This is a genomic window from Alcaligenes faecalis (assembly GCF_041521385.1).
In the GTDB taxonomy this organism is placed as follows: Bacteria; Pseudomonadota; Gammaproteobacteria; order Burkholderiales; family Burkholderiaceae_B; genus Alcaligenes; species Alcaligenes faecalis_E.
In genome coordinates this window covers 3,970,693-3,989,749 of sequence record NZ_CP168006.1, presented here as the reverse complement: position 1 = coordinate 3,989,749, position 19,057 = coordinate 3,970,693, and the positions used below count along the sequence as shown (strand labels likewise).

18 protein-coding genes and 3 riboswitches are annotated in these 19,057 nt (G+C 55.9%); of the genes, 9 read left to right on the top strand and 9 right to left on the bottom strand.

Annotation, left to right across the window (positions count from 1 at the left end; genetic code table 11):
• Positions 1-34: 34 nt before the first annotated feature.
• Both ACDI13_RS17440 and ACDI13_RS17435 read left to right on the top strand, forming a co-directional pair.
• Positions 35-3,160 carry a tetrathionate reductase subunit A gene (locus tag ACDI13_RS17440; RefSeq protein ID WP_316990100.1) on the top strand — a complete coding sequence of 1,042 codons (3,126 nt, stop codon included), beginning with the start codon at positions 35-37 and terminating at the stop codon, positions 3,158-3,160.
• 689 nt (positions 3,161-3,849) lie between these two features.
• Entirely contained in the window at positions 3,850-4,383 is a 534-nt protein-coding gene (locus ACDI13_RS17435; RefSeq protein WP_316990099.1) for an AAA family ATPase, read from the top strand.
• Positions 4,384-4,537: 154 nt separating this feature from the next.
• On the opposite strand, the gene ACDI13_RS17430 is transcribed toward ACDI13_RS17435, so the two are convergent.
• The 5 genes from ACDI13_RS17430 to ACDI13_RS17410 form a co-directional block, all read right to left on the bottom strand.
• A complete protein-coding gene (locus tag ACDI13_RS17430) occupies positions 4,538-5,173 on the bottom strand; it encodes a riboflavin synthase subunit alpha (protein ID WP_316990098.1) in 636 nt (211 codons plus the stop codon).
• Positions 5,173-5,340, bottom strand: a complete 168-nt coding sequence (locus tag ACDI13_RS17425) for a hypothetical protein (protein ID WP_316990097.1) — start codon at positions 5,338-5,340, stop codon at positions 5,173-5,175. The genes ACDI13_RS17430 and ACDI13_RS17425 overlap by 1 nt, the downstream gene beginning before the upstream one ends.
• Positions 5,325-5,469, bottom strand: a riboswitch (FMN riboswitch). It overlaps the preceding gene by 16 nt.
• Before the next feature lie 56 nt (positions 5,470-5,525).
• Entirely contained in the window at positions 5,526-6,275 is a 750-nt protein-coding gene (locus tag ACDI13_RS17420; RefSeq protein WP_045931376.1) for an SDR family NAD(P)-dependent oxidoreductase, read from the bottom strand.
• A 152-nt stretch (positions 6,276-6,427) separates the two neighbouring features.
• Positions 6,428-7,720 carry an LLM class flavin-dependent oxidoreductase gene (locus ACDI13_RS17415; RefSeq protein ID WP_109088588.1) on the bottom strand — a complete coding sequence of 431 codons (1,293 nt, stop codon included), beginning with the start codon at positions 7,718-7,720 and terminating at the stop codon, positions 6,428-6,430.
• Positions 7,717-8,499: a 3-oxoacyl-ACP reductase gene (locus tag ACDI13_RS17410; RefSeq protein WP_316990096.1), complete on the bottom strand. Its 783-nt coding sequence runs from the start codon at positions 8,497-8,499 to the stop codon at positions 7,717-7,719. Before ACDI13_RS17410 ends, ACDI13_RS17415 begins: the two co-directional genes overlap by 4 nt.
• Positions 8,500-8,548: 49 nt before the next feature.
• Positions 8,549-8,647: riboswitch (TPP riboswitch) on the bottom strand.
• A 65-nt stretch (positions 8,648-8,712) separates the two neighbouring features.
• A riboswitch (TPP riboswitch) is annotated at positions 8,713-8,820 on the top strand.
• A 141-nt stretch (positions 8,821-8,961) separates the two neighbouring features.
• On the opposite strand from ACDI13_RS17410, the gene ACDI13_RS17405 reads away from it, so the two are divergent.
• Complete coding sequence (locus ACDI13_RS17405; protein ID WP_316990095.1) at positions 8,962-10,401, top strand: sodium:solute symporter family protein; 1,440 nt, start codon at positions 8,962-8,964, stop codon at positions 10,399-10,401.
• Positions 10,402-10,478: 77 nt separating this feature from the next.
• On the opposite strand, the gene ACDI13_RS17400 is transcribed toward ACDI13_RS17405, so the two are convergent.
• From ACDI13_RS17400 to ACDI13_RS17390, 3 genes are all read right to left on the bottom strand, one after another.
• The gene (locus ACDI13_RS17400) at positions 10,479-11,324 is read right to left on the bottom strand and encodes an OmpA family protein (RefSeq protein WP_316990094.1); all 846 of its coding nucleotides are present in this window, start codon (positions 11,322-11,324) and stop codon (positions 10,479-10,481) included.
• 4 nt (positions 11,325-11,328) lie between these two features.
• Positions 11,329-12,144 (bottom strand): MotA/TolQ/ExbB proton channel family protein, encoded by an 816-nt coding sequence (locus ACDI13_RS17395; protein ID WP_316990093.1) that lies wholly within the window; start codon positions 12,142-12,144, stop codon positions 11,329-11,331.
• A gap of 141 nt (positions 12,145-12,285) precedes the next feature.
• Complete coding sequence (locus ACDI13_RS17390) at positions 12,286-12,555, bottom strand: flagellar protein FlhE (protein ID WP_316990092.1); 270 nt, start codon at positions 12,553-12,555, stop codon at positions 12,286-12,288.
• 357 nt (positions 12,556-12,912) lie between these two features.
• On the opposite strand from ACDI13_RS17390, the gene pbpG reads away from it, so the two are divergent.
• The 6 genes from pbpG to ACDI13_RS17360 all read left to right on the top strand — a co-directional run bounded on the left by pbpG (position 12,913) and on the right by ACDI13_RS17360 (position 18,378).
• Entirely contained in the window at positions 12,913-13,917 is a 1,005-nt protein-coding gene (pbpG, locus tag ACDI13_RS17385; RefSeq protein ID WP_316990091.1) for a D-alanyl-D-alanine endopeptidase, read from the top strand.
• An 11-nt stretch (positions 13,918-13,928) separates the two neighbouring features.
• Positions 13,929-14,843, top strand: coding sequence for a LysR family transcriptional regulator (locus tag ACDI13_RS17380; protein WP_316990090.1), 915 nt, complete (start codon positions 13,929-13,931; stop codon positions 14,841-14,843).
• 157 nt (positions 14,844-15,000) lie between these two features.
• Positions 15,001-15,990 (top strand): tripartite tricarboxylate transporter substrate binding protein, encoded by a 990-nt coding sequence (locus tag ACDI13_RS17375; RefSeq protein WP_316990089.1) that lies wholly within the window; start codon positions 15,001-15,003, stop codon positions 15,988-15,990.
• A gap of 45 nt (positions 15,991-16,035) precedes the next feature.
• On the top strand, positions 16,036-16,983 hold the full coding sequence (locus ACDI13_RS17370; protein WP_316990088.1) for a succinylglutamate desuccinylase/aspartoacylase family protein: 948 nt from the start codon (positions 16,036-16,038) through the stop codon (positions 16,981-16,983).
• A gap of 85 nt (positions 16,984-17,068) precedes the next feature.
• Positions 17,069-17,962 (top strand): NRDE family protein, encoded by an 894-nt coding sequence (locus ACDI13_RS17365; RefSeq protein ID WP_316990087.1) that lies wholly within the window; start codon positions 17,069-17,071, stop codon positions 17,960-17,962.
• A complete protein-coding gene (locus ACDI13_RS17360; RefSeq protein WP_316990086.1) occupies positions 17,959-18,378 on the top strand; it encodes a carboxypeptidase-like regulatory domain-containing protein in 420 nt (139 codons plus the stop codon). Before ACDI13_RS17365 ends, ACDI13_RS17360 begins: the two co-directional genes overlap by 4 nt.
• On the opposite strand, the gene ACDI13_RS17355 is transcribed toward ACDI13_RS17360, so the two are convergent.
• Positions 18,365-18,979 (bottom strand): DTW domain-containing protein, encoded by a 615-nt coding sequence (locus ACDI13_RS17355; RefSeq protein WP_316990085.1) that lies wholly within the window; start codon positions 18,977-18,979, stop codon positions 18,365-18,367. The two genes, ACDI13_RS17360 and ACDI13_RS17355, sit on opposite strands and share 14 nt — an antisense overlap.
• Between the last annotated feature and the right edge of the window lie 78 nt (positions 18,980-19,057).

The following is a 19,057-nucleotide window of genomic DNA, read 5'->3' as shown; positions in this document are numbered from 1 at the left end:
CCACAGAATCACTAGCTTTCAGGTACTTATCGTCATGAGCAAGAAAAAAGAAACCCCTAACCTGTCGCGTCGGCAGGTATTGACCCGCGGCGGTGCTGCTGTGGGTGGTCTGGCGGCATTTGCGGCTGGTTATAGCGACACGGTGGTCAAGGCAGTGCAAGGTCTGGGCCAAGGTACAGCCGGAGTGCCAACTGCCCACGCGACCCGTGGCAACTCCTTGCAAGCCGAATTCCGTATTGACCCGATTACGGGTTTGCTGGATACGCAGCCCGGTCAGATTGTGAGCCCTTCCAGTTGCCTGGGCTGCTGGACGCAGTGCGGTGTACGTGTGCGTATTGATACAGAGAACAACAAGATTTTGCGTATCGCCGGTAATCCTTACCATCCTTTGGCAACCACGCAATCTGCGCCCATGGAGCAACCTGTACGTGAGGTTTACGCCATGCTGGGCGGTGAAAACGGCCTGGAAGGTCGTGCCAGCGCCTGTGCCCGTGGCGCTTCCATGCTGGAACAGCACAGCAGCCCTTACCGTGTTTTGTCGCCTTTGAAGCGTGTTGGCCCCCGTGGTTCGGGCCAATGGAAGCGCATCAGCTTTGAACAATTGATTGAAGAGGTCTGCGAAGGCGGCGATCTGTTCCAAGAAGGTCATGTCGACGGCTTGCGGGCCATTTGGGATCACGAAACCCTGATTGACCCACAGAATCCCGAGTTTGGCCCGTTGGCCAACCAGTTATTGTTCACCGATGCCGCGAACGAAGGCCGTACACCGCTAGTCAAACGCTTTGCCCAGCAAGCCTTTGGCACAGTCAACGTCAGTAACCACGGCTCTTATTGCGGGCAAAGCTTCCGTGTGGGAACGGGGGCTGCCATGAACGACATTAAAGGTTTGCCTCATGGCAAACCTGACTGGAAAAATGCCCGATTTGGCCTGTTTATTGGCGCTGCGCCGGCGCAATCCGGTAATCCCTTCCAGCGTCAAGGCCGTGAGTTGGCAGAAGCCCGTTCGCGTCCTGAAAACACCTTCAAGTACGTCGTTGTTTCTCCTATCTTGCCAACGTCGTCCAGCTTGGCCTCGGGCAGCGGCAACCGCTGGCAACCCGTGTTACCCGGTACCGACTTGTCCTTGGTCATGGGGATGTTGCGCTGGATTCTGGAGCAAGAGCGTTTTGATGCAGAACACTTGTCCCTACCCCACGCACCTGCCGAGCAGGACGAAAATACCGCTTCCTGGACTAACGCCAGCCATTTGTTGATTGCCGATCCCAAACATCCTGGCTTTGGACGTTATTTGCGTGGCACGGACCTGGGTTGGGAAGTTGCAGAAGGTGCCGAATCACCCTTTATTGTCCAGGACGAACAAGGCGAACTGCGCGCCCACACCGATCTGGACCGCGCCACGTTGTTTGTCGATCGTACCGTGGAGCTGGAAGGCCAAGAGTTACGGGTCTGTACCGCCTTGCACATGTTGCGCGAACGCAGTCAGGAAAAATCCATTGCCGAATACGCCAAAGGCTGTGGTATGGATGAAGAAGCCCTGATCGAGCTAGCCCGTGAATTCACCAGCTACGGCCGCCAAGCTGTAGCCGATGCGCACGGCGGCACCATGAACGGTTCTGGCTTCTACACGGCTTACGCCATTGCCATGTTGAATACCCTGGTGGGTAACCTGAACCTGAAAGGGGGGTTGGTGCTGGATGCCGGCCCATTTGGGCCTTTTGGACCCGGCCCACGCTACAACTTCGCGCAATTTCCTGGAAAAGTGACGGCCAAAGGCGTGTCCTTGTCGCGCCATCGCTTCGCTTACGAAAAATCCAGCGAATTCAAGCGCCGCCAAGCAAATGGCCAAGCCTTGTATCCCGCTCCGGCTCCTTGGTACCCCGCTGTGGGTGCCTTGAGCAGTGAAATGATCGCTTCAGGTCTGAATGGCTACCCCTATTCAGCCAAGGTCTGGATTAATCACATGAGTAATCCGGTCTACGCCATTGCAGGCTTTAAAAACGCCTTGCTGCACAAACTGAAAGACCCTGCTGCGCTGCCTTTATCCATTTCAATCAACCCGTTCATCAACGAAACCAACGCTTATGCGGACTATATCGTCCCCGATACAGTGACCTACGAAAGTTGGGGGGTGTCGGCACCTTGGGCGGATGTGATCGCCAAGTCTTCTACGCTACGCTGGCCTGTGGTGCAGCCGCGTGTGGATCGCACGGCTGATGATCAGCCCATCAACCTGGAAAGTTTCCTGTTTGCCGTTGCTTTGCGCCTGGAACTGCCAGGTTTTGGTAAAGGCGTGCTGAAAGACAAGGCCGGCAACCCCCATGACTTGCTGCGCGCCGAGGACTTCTATCTGCGCGGCATGGCGAATATCGCCTTTGGTGCGGGTCGCCCGGTTAGCGACGCATCCGACGACGATATGCGCATCACAGGGGTGGATCGTCTCTTTCCGGATCTGCAAGCGCGTTTGCATCCTGAAGAGCAGCGCAAAGTGGCAATGTTGTTGACACGCGGTGGCCGATTCGACCGAATCGAAAACGCCTGGAAAGGGAATCAGCTGAAAAATCGCTACAGCAATGCTTTGCAGATCTGGAATGAGGACTTGGCTAAGATGCGTCACACCATGACAGGCGAGCGTCTGAGTGGCTGCCCAACCTGGTACCCTACCCGTCTGGCCGACGGCAGCCCAATGCGCGAGCATTTCTCTGAACAGGAATGGCCCTTGCTGATGAGCTCCTACAAATCCAATTTGATGAGTTCCATGTCCATCGGCATGTCGCGTTTACGTCAAGTGCACCCGCATAACCCGATTTCCTTGAATCTGGATGATGCAAAGAATATGGGCATCCGTAACGGCGACCGTATTCGTGTCAGCACACCTGGCGGCGCGGTTGACGGTGTTGCTTTGGTGCGTGGCGGTATCATGCGCGGTGCCATCGCTATCGAGCACGGTTTTGGCCATACCGAATTGGGGGCCCGTTCGCACCAGATTGATGGGGAGGCCATGCCCCACCTGAACGATCTGGCTGCTGGCGTGAATTTGAACGAGTTGGGTTTTGCTGACCCAACCCGTGGCGATGGCCAGGACAACGTCTGGATTGACTGGGTTTCTGGCGCGGCCGTGCGCCAAGGCTTGCCAGCCAAGGTAGAGAAATTGTCTGCCTGAGTGAGCCCGTCCGCTTTCAATGGATAGTTGAAAGATAAAGAACGCCGATTGCCTCTTATGGAGCAATCGGCGTTCTTGTTTTGAAGGTGGATCGAGTTAAAGCAGCGTTAATGAGGGGAATGGCCCGGCTTTGTTTTTAACTGCCTGCGTTGATATGACACGGCTGCAAGCTTGTGCACCTGCCTGGCAAGCCTTTGTTCTTAATAGCTAAGGCCCTAACCCTTAATTCCCCCTCTCTTTGTTGAAGACTATTCTTTTCAAAGAAAAAAACTCCTTTCCGTTAATTGCATTTTATTTTCTTGCTACAGCTATGTGGTGCTTGGGCTCTTGCCTGTGCTCTGTCATTAAGGGAGGAAATGAAAGATAAAAGCCAGGTTTCCTTGCTTATCGGCTGGCTCAGCTTCGTGCAAACCTACTTCAAACGCCCCTAATCTACCAATACTGGAGAGCCTATCTTTAGGGCTTCAAAGACAACCGCCATTTCGCTAAACTATGCTTTGCCTTCGCGGATACTTGCCTCCAAGTCTCCCAGCTCTCCTCCCCCTACATCCCTACATCCCTACATCCCTACATCCCTACATCCCTACATCCCTACATCCCTACATCCCTACATCCCTACATCCGTCTTCATTTTCGGGGCTTGTGCACGCCTTCAGCTCCCTCTTTCTCCTTAAAAACTCTGAACTCTTATGAATCATTTCGTCCTTATTTCCGGCTGCTCCGGCGGAGGCAAATCCACCTTACTGTCAGAGCTGCAAAGTCGCGGCTATACGACTATTCAAGAGCCTGGGCGACGTATCGTCCAGGAGCAGTTAGCCATGAATGGCTCTGCCCTGCCGTGGGTAGATATGGAGGCCTTTTTACAGGAGGCGATCAGAACAGCCCAGGCGGACTATCTGGCAGCGCCTGAGGATGCTGGGTGGGTGTTTTTTGATCGCGGACTGCTTGATGCTGCAGCAACTTTAGAAGAAATAAGCGGCACGCCCTTGCTGGAGCGGTTTAAACAAGATTACCCATATCATCCACGGGTATTTTTAACACCGCCTTGGCCAGAGATTTATGAAGCAGATCCGGAGCGCCGCCACGACATGACAGCCGCTATCCAGGAGTATGAACGTCTGGAGCGCGTGTATCCCCTGCTGGGATATGAAGTGATCCTGCTGCCCAAGATCAGCGTGGAAGAACGGGCGGATTTTGTATTGAACCAGTTAGCCTGGGCTTAAGCTCGTTCACCTATCCAGGCCAAGTTAACGGCCAGTACAAGTCAATCGCCCTACAAGCAGGTAATTGCGCTCCGCGCGCATCAGCACAATAAAAAAAGAGCTGCCGGTTATCAGAACCAACAGCCCTTCTTCAGCACCCGGCAATCAAGACAAATCAGCTTTTAAAAGGGGGTAGTACTCGCGACAAGGTACCAGCCACGGTACGTTCAAGCACATCGACCAGAACAACCGTTTGCTGATCCACTTCGATATTGAGCCTGTCGCCCGCCTTGTAACGGGAGAAAGTTGTCTGACGCAGCGTTTCCGGGATCAGGTTGATCGTGACGACACCATCTTCCACGTCAGCCACGGTCAAGCTGCAGCCATTCACGCCCAGAAAACCGCGTGGGAACACGTATTTCGCCCAATCCTCTGGCACACGAAAACGCAGGCGGTTACCGGCCTCGGTAATGCTCAGTTCCAGCACTTCAGCCGTCGTCGCAATATGGCCAGCCATCACGTGGCCGCCAATCTCTTCGTTCAGCTTGGCCGATCGTTCGATATTGACCAGATCGCCCGTCTTGAGTGTGCCCAGATTTGTGCGCTCCAGTGTGACGGGAATCGCATCAAAAGTGACTTTGGGGCCGGAAATACTGGTCACGCTCAGGCATGTGCCTTCCACGCTGACACTGGCGCCCAGTTGCAGATCCACCAGCAATTCGTCGGTGAAGTCGATTTCAAACTCCGTGCGGCCCAGCTCGGCCTTGACCGCAGTAAGAGGACGAACCGCTTTAACAATTCCGGTATACATCAGCACACTCCTTCGCAACATTCATGCAAAAGACCAAGGGCTAATGCAGGGAAGATTTTCAGATTTTTCATTTGAACGCATCCTTGATTAAACAATGCGTCCTCCGGGCAGCAATAAAACACGCCGCTGCCTTGATCACAAGGCAGCGATGCTTCATCTTCTTTCATCCGGACTCTTACCGTCGGCCCAGGTTTCTCACCTGATCTGCTGACCTTTCCCTGGCGGAAATCGCTCGCGGGCTGGGGAATGGCTCCCTTACCGCCGGTGGGGAATTTCACCCCGCCCTGAAGACGTTTGCAGTGTAAGACCGGAGCCCAAGTCTAATCAAGCCAGACCAGGCCGGTCGCCACGCTTAAGCCTTGCGATGCACGCTCAAGCCGGCAAAGCTTTGCGCCACAGGCATCAACTCGATGTAGTTGACGTTCATATGGGCAGGCGCATTCATGATCCAGGCAATGGTGTTGGCGATATCCTCGGGCGTCAGCGCATCAACGTTCTGGTACAGCGCAGCGGCTTTGTCTTTATCACCCAGACGCACGGTAGAGAAGTCCGTGCCGGAACAGAGCCCTGGAGCCACAGTAGAGACTCGCACGGCCGTACCCGACAGGTCGGCACGCAGATTCAGGCCCAGATGATGCACAAACGCCTTGGTAGCGCCGTACACATTGCCACCCGCGTAAGCGTATTCGCCCGCGGTCGAGCCCAGATTGATGATGTGGCCCTTGTTCTGCTTGACCATACCTGGCAGCAAGGCGTGCGTAATGTGCAGCAACGCGCTGATATTGGTGGCCACCATGGTGTCCCACTGATCCATCCTGGCGTCTTGCGCCTTGTCCACGCCTAGCGCCAAACCGGCGTTATTGATCAGCACGTCGATTTGGGGGTAACGAGCTGTCAAATCGGTCAAAACCGCCTCGGCACGCGCGCGATCAGTCAAATCCACGCTGACCGGTACAAAACGCTCGCCCAGCTCGGCCGCCAGAGCATCCAGCTTGTCCTGACGACGCGCCAGACCCAGCACAGTATGTCCTTCAGATACCAATTTACGGGCAAGCGCAGCCCCAAACCCTGAGGAGGCCCCGGTGACAACGGCGGTTTTCATAGTGCGATCCCTATACAGCTCGCTGCTCGTTAAGCAGGCGACAATTAAAGCATTAAGGATAGCAAACTTCAGGAACTTCGTAGCCCCTTCCCCTTAGGGAAAAAGCGGACAAGTCCGTCCATGGAAATGTCCGCTATTTTCTGCTCCTGGCATCAAGCCGCGGGACGCTCCAGGCCCAGATGGCCACGCAAGGTGGCGTGCTCGTATTCCTGGCGGAACAGACCGCGTTTTTGCAGAACCGGAATCACCTGCTCAACAAAATCACGAATGCCATTGGGCAAGGAAGGTGGCATCAGATTAAAACCATCCGCGCCTTCATTGCGCCACCATTGCTCAATCTGATCAGCAATGGATTCCGGTGTACCGACCATGGTGCAATGACCACCACCGGCAGCGATCCGGCCCAGCAATTGGCGCACTGTCGGTTTTTCCATTTCCACAATGCGCAGCATGGTGGCATAGCGCCCTTTGGGGCCTTTGAAACTTTCCAATGGCGGCAATGGTGGCACGGGTGCATCCAGCTCCCAGTTCATGCAGTCCTGGCCGACAAACATGCCCAACTGACGCAAGGAAGTCTCGGCTGGCAAAAGCTCATCCAGCTCCTGCTGCTTGCGGCGTGCCTCTTCCATGGTGGAACCTACATAGGTCACCAAACCCGGCATCACGGGCACATCCACGCCTCGACCCGTTTCACGCACACGTCGTTTGATATCGCGGTAATAGGATTGAGCCGACGGCAAGTCATACGCCACGGCATAAATAGCCTCGGCCTTGCGTGCGGCCAAATCCCGGCCTTGTTCAGAGGCACCCGCCTGAAACAGCACAGGCTGGCCTTGCGGCGAGCGCGGCAAGGTCAAGGGGCCATCAACCAAAAAGTGATCACCCTTGTGCAGGATCTGGCGCACCTGATCCACTTTGGCGTAATCACCCTTTCGGTCCATGACCAAGGCGCTGTCACTCCAGGAGTCGAACAGTTTCAGGGCCGTATCCACAAATTCTTCAGCCCGCGCGTAGCGCCAGGCATGGTCGGGCATGGCTTCGTAACCGTGATTACGTGCCTCCGAATCGAACATGGACGTGACCACGTTCCAGCCCATCCGTCCTTTGGACACATGATCCAAAGAGCACAACATACGTGCCGCCACAAAAGGCGTATAGAAGGTGCTGGAAACAGTACTGATCAGGCCGATACGCTCGGTGGCTCGCGCCAGCGCGGCCATCATGGTCAAGGGTTCCAGAAACCAGCGCGGGCCATCGGACACGTTGTCGCTGGACTGACCATCCGCAAAGAAAATGGCGTCCAGCTTGCCACGCTCGGCGATCTGGGTCAGCTCTTCATAAAACCGGACATCACCTAAGCGTTCGACTTGCGAATCAGGATGACGCCAGGCTGCTTTGTGATGCCCGCAGCCCATAATGAACAAATTGAAATGCAGTTGCCTCATCCGTTTTTCACCAATCCACCGTCAACCACCAGATTCTGCCCTGTTACGGCACGCGCCCACGGACCGGCAAAGAACAAGGCCGCATCAGCAAACTCTTCGGGCGTGGTCACACGACGCAGCGGTGTGCTGGCCGCGATCAAATCAAACACCGCTTCAGGCGTGGCCGCAGACGCATCAGTGGTGCGCAGCAAGCCACCGGAAATCATGTTCACGGTAATCTGGTCCGGTCCCAGATCGTGTGACAGGGTGCGTGTCATGGACAACAAGGCAGCCTTGGCGGCGGTGTAGTCGTGGTAAGGCACCACGGGGTTCTGAAACAGGTTCGTACCAATATTGATGATGCGACCAAAGCCAGCTTGCTTCATACCGGGCAAGGCCGCTTGTGTGGTGTTCAAGGCACCGCCCACAATACCTTCCAACTGCTGGTTCAACTGTACCCACGTCAAGGTGTCTGCATGAGGGCGGGCATCGCCGTTGAAGGAAAACTCGGGTAAGGCATTATTGACGACCGTGGTGATGGGCTGACCAAAATGCGCCTGAGCCTTGGCAAACAGAGCTTGCACCGCCGCCGCATCCGTCACGTCCGCTTGCACAACCAGACATTGCTGCGGAAACTCGGCCGCCAGCGTCTGGGCGGCAGCTTCACTTTTTAGGTAATTGATGACAACCTTGGCGCCTTGACGTGCAAACGCACGAACTAGGCAAGCCCCCAGGCCGCGTGCGCCGCCAGTGACCAACACAAGTTGTTGGGAAAGTTCCGAGACGTGTTCCACAGACATGACATTCCTTGCAAAAATTTGGCGAGGATGTCGGCCTGGTTCGGACGCAGGGCTATGAATTCGGACATCCCTTCGCCAGTATGAGCTGGATCAGGTTCGACGGGTTTTATCTCAGCCCTTTACATAAAGGACACCCCGTTCCGCACGCCAGACCATAGCATAAATTGGTCGGCCGTATCATTGACATTTGAAAGAAGCTCTCCTACTCTTTGAGCCTGTTCCTGGGGGAGTCCTTAACGGGCTGAGATTCCGCATTCAAGCGGTAACCCTTAGAACCTGATCCGGATCATGCCGGCGAAGGGAAAGGAAACGCGGCCTGGCAGCCTGCCCGCTCTTGTCTGTGCGGCGCATTCACAAGCTCACACGCCCCATTTCAATCCCTCCATTTTTCTGCGCCCTGCCCTGGCACCCCGCCAGCCTGGCCGGTCTATGCCTGTTCAAACAGGTTTTTGGGGAGATCTCATGCTGGACCAAACCGCCACCCTTTTGTGGCTGATCGTTTTTTCTGCCGCTTTTGCACTGGCTGGGGTGCTCTACGCCCGCCACTATAAAAACTCGCTTGAGGACTTTGTGGTGGCTCGCAACAGTCAAAGTTCCGTCGCCACCATTCTGACTTTATTAGCCTCTTCGTTGGGCGCGTGGATTCTGTTCTCGCCCGCGCAGGCGGCCACCTGGGGGGGCTTGAGCGCCGTCATCGGCTATGCCCTTGGCTCCATGTCGCCCCGCCTGGCCATGATCCCACTGGGCAAACGCATGCGCGAACTGCTGCCACGCGGCCACAGCCTGAGCGAGTTTGTCATCGCCCGCTATGGTCGCCCTATGTATGCGCTGACCCTGCTCATCATGCTGTTTTACATGTTCATCTCCATGACGGCTGAAATCACCGCCATGTCCAAGATGATCACCTTGATTGCCCCTATCCCCCTGTGGGTCACCGCCGCTATTGTGCTGCTGGCCACACTGATCTACACGTCTTATGGCGGGCTGCGGGCATCCATCTTTACCGACAAGGTGCAGATGCTTGTGATCCTGCCCATGCTGTTCCTGATCATCATGTTTGGCTGGCAAGCCGTCGGAGGGCCGGTACAACTATTTGACAGCGTGAAGCTGGAGGCACCACGCCTGACCGAGCTTGGCGACCCCGTCGGCATCAAGGCCGGACTGACTTTCTTTGTGGCCATCTTGCTGACTGGCCTGTTTCACCAGGGCAACTGGCAGCGCATCTATGCTGCCAAAGACACGCAGTCCATGCGTCGTGGTTTTTTGCTCGGTGGCTTGTTTGTCGCCCCTTTCATCTTTTTGATGGGTTTGTTTGGTCTGGCCTTTGTGGGCCTGGGCTCCACCGGTGACAGCTCCGTGGCCTTGTTCAACGTTATTTTGCCGCACGTGCCGGTCTGGTTTCTGGTCCTGCTGATCCCTTTGGGCCTGTCCTTGGTCATGAGCAGTGCCGATACAGCCATCAGTGCTGTCTCCAGCCTGATTGCGGTGGACCTGGGCCGGATCATGCCCCATCGTAATACCGCTCAAATGATGCGTTTGGCACGATCCTTGATCTGGGTTTGCTCCATCCCGGTGCTGTACGCTTCCTCGCAAGGCTTCAGTGTGCTGTACCTGTTCCTGCTGGCAGACTTGCTATGTTCGGCAGCCGCTTTCCCTGTGTTCTTCGGTCTGTACAGCCGCCGCTATGATGGCTTTACCGCCACTATCAGCACGATCGGTGGCCTGGTTGCCGGTCTGGCCGTGTTCCCTCGTCCCAATGGCCCTATGGATTATTTGCTGGAATCCTTCTTGCTGGCCGCCATTGTGCCGGTGCTGATCAGCGCATTGATCATGCCCTTGCGTCGTCATCTGCCCAAGTTCGATTTGGGCACCCTGGCCTCCTCCACACGTGTTCTGGACTAAATCCGAACACACTGGACTCAAGCTCAAAACAAAAACCCCGGTTTGTCGGTTGCAAACCGGGGTTTTGTTGTAAAGGCTTATTGAACGGGGGTTTGCGCTTGTGCCTGAGGGGTCTGCACAATGATTTCAACCCGTCGATTCGTTGCACGCCCCTGCTGGGTTGCATTGTCCCCCAAAGGGCGGGTATCAGCATAACCGACTGCGCTCAGACGCTGACTGTCAATACCATTGGCTTCCATATACCGCACCACACTGCCCGCACGCGCACCGGACAGCTCCCAGTTGGACGGATAGCGGTAGCTGCGAATGGGCACCGAATCCGTATGGCCTTCAATCACAATCGGATGGGTGGATTTTTGCAATACAGCCGCTAATTGACGCAAGACCGTCAAGCCTTCCAGCCCTAGATCCGCACCGCCCGAGTTGAACAGAATCTCGCTATTGATGCGAAAGCTCACAGACTGATCGTTCATGACCACATCAATATTGTCGCCCAAACCATCCAGATCCAGACCATGATTGCCTTTGCCTTGCCTCTCCCCCAAGCCAGACTCTGGAAACAGGCCTGCACCTGCGGGCAGCACGCCAGCCCCGTCCTTGCCTGCTTGAGCGACAACCGTCGCCCCCCCTTGGCCTTGTCCCTGCGCCGCCGTTTGAACCCGCTTACCCGCAAAGGACAGCATCACAATCATCAAGACCAGCAACAAAGTCATCATGTCCAGATAAGTCGTCAGCCAGGCCTCCTCTTCCTCCGGTACCGCCAGCCCCGGATCATTCCAGGGGCGAGTGCGACGGCGACTACCCAGATTGCTGGCCAGTTGCTGTTCAATCTTGGCTCCGCGAGCGTGCTCCAGTTCTTTTTGCAAGGCTTTCTGGCGGTCAGCAAGCTCGCCCAAGGTCAGGTCCTGCTCCATGTTTCCCATGGGGTCAGCCTCGTTCCGGAGCCGGGTCTGCGTCATCGTCGCGGTCGCCCCGGTCATTGATCTCATCCTGATACTGAGCCATGAAGGAGTTCAGCGTCTCACGCATCAGGGCCGGGCCACGACGCTGGCTCATCATGGACACACCTTGCATGATCATGTTCATCAAAACCACGCGCTGTTCGGTACGACGCTCCAGCTTGACAGCCACGGGCTTGAAGACCAGATTGGACAGCAGCACGCCGTAGAACGTCGTCATCAAGGCCAAGGCCATTTGCTGACCGATCGAGGTAATGTCGCCATCGCCCAGCAAGAACATCAAATTAACCAGGCCAATCAGCGTCCCCACCATCCCGAAGGCGGGTGCAAAACTGGCCATCAAACGAAACAGTTGAGCCTCTGCATGCTCACGGGCGCGCAAACGGCTGATGCGCCATTGCAAAAGGTCTTCAATGTCTTCTTGGGGGGCCCGGTCAATGACCAGTTGAACACCGGTTTTCAAGAACGGGTTGGCTACTTTTTCCAGCGCCTCTTCAACGGCGCGAATATCCCCCATCATCCACAGGCGGGAAATATTGATCAGCTCATCCATATCCTGTTGGGTGTACAGACGCTCGTTACGCAGCACGGTTCCGATCAGTCCAAAGATACGGACCACTTCGCTTAAGGGATAGCTGATAAACGTCGCAGCCAAGGTACCCACCAGCACCACGGCCAAGCTGGGCAGGTCCACAAACAAGGCGGGGTTTTCTGCCGTAAAAAACAAGATCACGGCAAACAGCAGCACGCTGGCGACGATGCCGATCAAAGTAGAGGGGTTCATGCACAAGTCCTGGTTATGGCCCGATGGGCATCAGGACTACATATCGGCAGTACCGCTGGTTTCTTTAGACCTGCACTTTGAGGTAGATCAAATACAAACAGAATTAAATCGTTTATACGACAGCGGCCCCAGCATATCGGGCTAACGCTGGTAGTTCACCCGAATCGATGCTCGCACCCGAACTGCCTCGGTGCTCCCTGCCCAACTCCAGACCTCATGCTCCAGCACAAAGCCATGACGCGCATCCTGGCCGGCAAAAGCACGCGTACTTAATACCGAACCGTTCATATCCACACAGGTCCCGCCTTGCACACACAGGCGACTTTTCAGGATGGCCCGGCCGTTATGGTCGTAGCTGACCTCCACCTTGCCAAGCGCACGGGCCTGCGAGCGTATGGACTCTGGAGGCATAAAGCGTTGCTGAGTACGCGGGGAACTGGTTGTGATGGGATCGCTAAGTTGCTCCCCATCCCACGCTAACGATGCCCTGTGCCCCATTGCAGGCGTATTCCCCACGATTAAAAAAACAAGACAAAGTTTCAAAAAACTGTTTATAAAAACAGGATTTTGATTATTTTGGAATCTCAACAAAGGCATAGACTGTTTTTTTATACAGATAAAATAAGTTTCTTAATGATACGGCACAGACATCTTAAATTTTTTTTAACTTTGGGTCGTAAGATACTAATATAAAGAAGATTTTTTCTGGTAGCATAAGTGCATAAATTCTATTCGCCCTTCTGTTTCTCGCCTACCGGGAACTGAAAAATGCCTCAAGCCAGAACAAAAAAACTCATTCGACCTGCATTATGCGCTTTATTGTTAGCGCCTTTTTCGATGTCGTCTTTCGCGCAAACACTGGCGCTGACCGATTCATCCGCATTGAATGACGCCAGCACGGCCATCAGCTACAAGGTGCCGCATCTGGTTTTTGAAAAAAACCTGCAACCCATCAGCTACAGCGAAAACGATAGCCGCCGCGCACTCAATGCCCTCAAACACGACGCCCTGATCCAGCACGCCGCTCTGCGTTCGGAGATTGCCTTTGTACAAGATCTGGAGTCGTCCACCGTGCTGTATCAAAAAAACAGTGACGCTGTTCGGCCCATTGCCTCCATCACCAAGCTGATGACCGCCCTGGTCGTGGCGGAATCCGGTCTGCCCATGGATGAAATGCTGGAGATCATCGACGAAGATGTAGACCGCGTCAAACACTCCAGCTCACGTCTTCGCGTTGGCTCCAAACTGAACCGTGCCGACATGATGCACCTGGCCTTGATGTCCTCGGAAAATCGGGCTGCCCATGCCTTGGGTCGCAGTTACCCTGGCGGCCTGCCTGCGTTTGTGCGCGCCATGAATGACAAGGCACGTGCTTTGGGCATGCGCAACACCCGTTTTGTAGAGCCTACCGGCTTGTCCAGCGACAATGTGGCCAGCCCACGCGACCTGGTCAAACTGCTGACCGCCACCAGTCAACACGCCCGTATTCAGCAATACACCACGAATGACCAGTACTCAGTACAACCTGTGCGTGGTCGCCAACTGGTATTTAACAACACCAATCGTTTGGTGAAAAACGCCAACTGGGATATTCAGGTTTCCAAAACCGGCTTTATCAACGAAGCCGGGGAATGCCTGGTCATGCTGACCAAAATCGAAGATCGTGAAGTGGCTATTGTGCTGCTGAACTCCACGGGTCGTTATTCGCGTATTGGTGATGCGGTACGGATCCGCAATCTGGTTGAAAAGTCCAACGGACTGGCCATGCTTTAAGACCGCTCTCCGTGCCCCAGCTCAAACTGCTTGAAGATTTCGTCACCCTGGCTCGTGCGGGCAGTTTTGTTCGGGCCGCAGAACAGCGCCATGTCACGCATCCGGCATTTGGGCGCCGCATTCGAGCCTTGGAAGCCTGGGTAGGAACGCCTCTGGTGAAACGCAACAGCCTGCCCATCACGCTGACGCCGGAAGGACAGGTGTTCTACAACACGGCCAATCAAGTGCTGGAGCAGTTGAACCGCGTACGTCGGCAATTGCAGGCCTCGGACCAGACCGGACAAGGCAGCTTGCGCATTGCCACCGGCCGCAGTCTGGCGCGCACCTTGGTCACGGACTGGGTCAGCCGTCTGCAAAAAGGCAGCCACGCCCCTTTGTCGGCCCATGTCCCCATCGACATCAGCACCGGCATGATGGCCGATATGGCCAAGCTGCTGGCCCAAGGCAAAACCGACTTTCTGTGCTGTTATGAGCACCCCGCCTTGTCGATTGAACTGCTGGCCGAGCACGTCACCTACATGACGATTGCCACCGACAAGCTCGTGCCTACCTGTCAGCGCCGCAAGAATGGCATGCCTTTGTATGAACTCAATGCCGATAGTGGGCGCAGTATTCCTTTGATCTCCTATTCCGGCGGCTTGGCCATGGCCCGCATTCTGGGTGACAAGCTGCACCATTTCCCCTACCCCCTGGTCAGCACGGTGCGTTGCGACTCGCTCGATACCGCAATGGGTTCCGTATTGAAAGGCATGGGGGTCGCCTGGTTACCCCTGTCCATGATTGCCAATGAATGTCGTCGCGGCACCCTGGTGCAATTGGGCGGCAAAGGCGATGAAATTGCCTTTGAGGTGCGCCTGTACCGTTCCCGGGCTCCGCTCTCGGACCTGGCTGAATCTGTCTGGACGTTTACCCAGCAAGGTCGTTGATCATTCGGCCAACCGAAAAAGCACGAGCATGTGCCCTAATAGCACATCACACATAGCAACAACGAACACAATACCCATTCATAACTAAGGATATACAGGCCCGCAGCGCCGCCCTGGCTGCTGCTCGGAGACCTATCCATCGAACGGGGAGCACATCATGTCTTTTTCCTTTTCCAAGCGCAGTCTGGTTCTTGGCCTTCTGGGCGCCTGCAGCCTGCTGCAAGCCTCCATCAGCCATGCTGATACGTATCCTGCGCGCGCCCTGACGCTGGTCGTGGGTTACCCTGCCGGCGGCAGTGTGGACTTGACTGCGCGTCTGCTGGCCGAGGAACTCAGCAGCCGCCTGGGTCAAAGCGTCGTCGTGGAAAATGCAGGCGGTGCGGGTGGCACCATTGGCGCCCAACGCGTACAGCGTGCCGCCGCCGACGGCTATACCCTGCTGCTCGGCTCCACCAACGAAATGATCATTGCGGGCATGATCAACAAGGCCGTGCGTTACAACGGACAACAGGACTTCACGCCTATTGGCATGATTGCGTCCCAACCTTTGTTGCTGGCCGCTTCCCAAAAATCGGGTATTCGCTCTGCCGCAGACTATGCCCAAAAGCTGCGCGCTGCCGAACCGGAGGCCTTCAGTTTTGGCTCCTCGGGTGTCGGTACCACCTTGCACCTGGCTGGTGAAATGGTAAATGCCTCGACCGGCACCACCGCCATGCACGTGCCCTATCGCGGCGTCCCTCCACTGGTGTCGGATTTGATGAGCGGACAACTGGACACCGCGTACCTTGTGCTGTCCTCCGGTTTGCAACAGGCTCGCGCCGGCGCCATTGTGCCTTTGGGCATTACTGAAACCAAGGCCTCTGCTGCCGCCCCGGAAATTCCTCCTTTGTCCGACACCCCCGGCTTTGAAAAAGTCGATATCAACGTCTGGTTTGGTCTGTATGGTCCCAAGGATTTGCCCGAGTCCGTCACCCACACCTTGCGTCAAGCCTTGGACAGCAGCCTGCAATCCCCCACTTTGCAAGAGAAGATGCAATCAAATGGGGCTACGCTCTACGCCCCCGGCATGAACGCGGCCGAGTTTCAGGCCAAAGAGGTCAACAAATACGCCCGTCTGGTCGAGCTGGCCAAACTGCAGGCCGAGTAAAACACACGCGCCCTGGCTGACAACTGGGGCGCTGGAGTCTTCACCATGCAATTTTCTCTTTCTTTCCCTGACATCCACGAAGAACGGCGGGGTAATACCGACACTCCCGGCCTATGGTGTCTGGACTCTGGCAAGGCAGGCCGCACCGTGATGATCAGCGCCCTGATACACGGCAACGAACTGTGCGGCGCCTGGGCCTTGAAAACCATGTTGGCCAGCGGACTACAGCCTCGTCGCGGCAAACTGATTCTGGCCTTTTGCAATCTGGACGCCTTTGATCGCTTTGACCCTGCGCAGCACGACGCCAGCCGCTACGTGGATGAAGACATGAATCGCGTCTGGAGCGATCAGAAGCTGTCACAAACACAGACACAAGAGCAGCGCCGTGCACGGGCCATCTTGCCTTGGCTGGAGCAAGCTGACTGGTTGCTGGATCTGCACTCCATGCATGAACCCAGCGCCCCCTTGTTATTGACCGGCACCTTGGCGCGCAATATCGAGCTGGCGCAAACCCTGGGCGCCCCCGAGCATGTCATTGTGGATACAGGCCACAAGGACGGCGTACGCATGCGCGATTACGGCCGTTTCTCTGACCCCAATGCCGATGAGACCCGCTCCTTGCTATTGGAGTGTGGCTTTCATGGTGATCCGGATACGCCTGCCATCGCACTGGACCTGATTGCCCGCTTTCTGATCGCCTCCGACATTGTGGAAGAAGAGGATTTGCCTTCGGACTGGCGTCGAGCCTCACCCGATCGGCAGCGCATTTTGCAAGTTACCCATGCCATTGTCGCTCCTTCAATGCATGTCAGTTTTAGTGAGAACTGGCAAGGCCTGGAAACCTTGACCAAGGCAGGCACACCGATTGGGCAAGCCGATGGCCAGCCTTTGCTGACGCCCTACGACCACTGCACCTTGGTCATGCCCTCACTACGCCAACTTCGTCCCGGTGTTACTGTCGTGCGCCTGGCACAAGACTACGCATCCTCTTAACGGCCCTTTCAAATACCGAGAAAAAAAGCGGAACTTGGCGGTACTTCCGCTACCAAAGCCTGCATAGCCATCCTACAATCGGCACATGTGCATCGCTTATATCGCCGTCGGAGTTAATGCAGATTGGCCGCTGATTATTGCGACCAATCGCGACGAATATCATGCTCGTCCCAGCCAGCCGGCTCAGCCCTGGCAAAACGAGCCCCAGATTCTGGCGGGTCGGGACCTGCAAGCCGGAGGCACTTGGCTGGGCCTGACACAAAGCGGTGGACGGCTGGCCCTGCTAACCAATTACCGCGAAGCGCCGGGCAGCAACAACCGCAAGCGACGTTCGCGCGGCGAGCTGATCCCGCCGTTTCTGATGGGTGAGCGTCGCCCCGCCGAGTATCTGGAACAGTTGGCCCAGGAAGGGGCTGACTACGCAGGTTTCAACCTTTTTGTTCTGGAGTGGCCTGACACGCAACGGCCCTTACGTCTGGGGTATTACAGCAATCGCCACCCCAGCAGCAGCCCACATAGGCTGGAGCCGGGTGTACATGTTTTGAGCAATGCCTGGCTTAACACACCGTGGCCCAAAAGCCTGTTCCTGAAAGAAACCCTGCAGGCGCAGCATTTTGATGGCTCGCCGCAAGCGGTAGAAGGCTTGTTCCAGGGCTTACGTAATCAAGAAGTGGCAGCCGATGCCGACTTGCCCCAAACCGGCCTGAGCCTTGAGCACGAACGCTTGTTAAGCAGCCCATTTATTGTCAGCCCCGAGTACGGCACCCGCTGCACTACCGTGATTACACTCAATCAGCATGGGCACGGGATGCTGCGTGAACGCAGTTTCAATGCGCGCGCTGAACCCATCCGACAGCATGACTGGCCTTTTATATGGCCCAGCTTTCATCCTGACAGCCTGCCTGCCCCCTCACATAACAGCAACAGAGCCACTAATGGCCCGCTTCGCCTTTCCACTTCAAGCAAGGAAATCTCATGAATCCTCCTCTTTCTTTGATTGGCATTGCCATGTCGCTGGCCTTATTGAGCAGTCCCATCGTGCATTCCCAGGAACTGCCGCCCAGCCAATACTACGGATCAACCGAATACATTAGCGGCGGAATAGGCAGCGATGAGGCTCAATTGTTTCGCATGGTGCGCAACTCCTTCCCCTTGTCTGTCAACTTCTCAGCAAATCAAGGCGAGCGTGTCGGCTTTATTTCCGATGTGCAGCTCGTCATCCGTAACAGTGGCGACCAAACGGTGCTGAACAGCCTGATCGACGGCCCCTACTGTCTGATTCGTCTTGCCCCTGGCAATTACAAGGTGTTTGCCACTTATCAGGGTCAAACCCAGGAACGCCAGGCCAGTATTGTTGAAGGCCAGTCCCGCGAACTGAACTTCACCTGGAAGTAAGATAGTTACGCTGATACGTCTCCTGGCCCATGGCCTGGATCTGCTCTTCGATCAACTGCTCGAAAGGTCGTAGCAAAGGGCTGAAATCCCGCTTTGGCTCCAGCGTCTGCATCAGCCGGACAATCGCTTCCAAGGTGGACACGGCCTGAGGGTCGGGCGCTTTACGCAGCCTGTAGCGTGACACCTCCCCTTCAGGCAGCTTCCAATACGGCAGCGTTTGCAAGACCGGATTGCGGTGCAAAATCAGCCTTGCCTTGCGCCAGGTGCCATCCGGCACCACGATCAAATCCGGTTTTTCTTCTGCTCCTGTTACCCCCGCCACCTTGGCCTCTGGCCCCGGAAACAACAACACAGGGCGATGCGCCTGTGCCAGACGCGCCCCCAGCTCTTCAAACTGCTCCCCCACCCACAGCTCTGCCCCCCTCAAACCCAAATACGCCAGACGCGCCGTATTGAGTGCATGCCGCGCTTCGGAGTGATGCTGCAAAATCAGCACAGGGCACGCCGCTTCTATCGAAGGAATCAAGGCACACAAGCAACGAGCCAAAGGCCGCTGGCATTGAGCGCAACGGCCTGGACGGGAGGAAGCGGAAGAATTCATGCGAGAGCGCCAAACAAGAAGGCCACAGTATATAAAAGTTCTGCCGTGAAACAGACTCCTGGTTTGCTGGCAAACAAA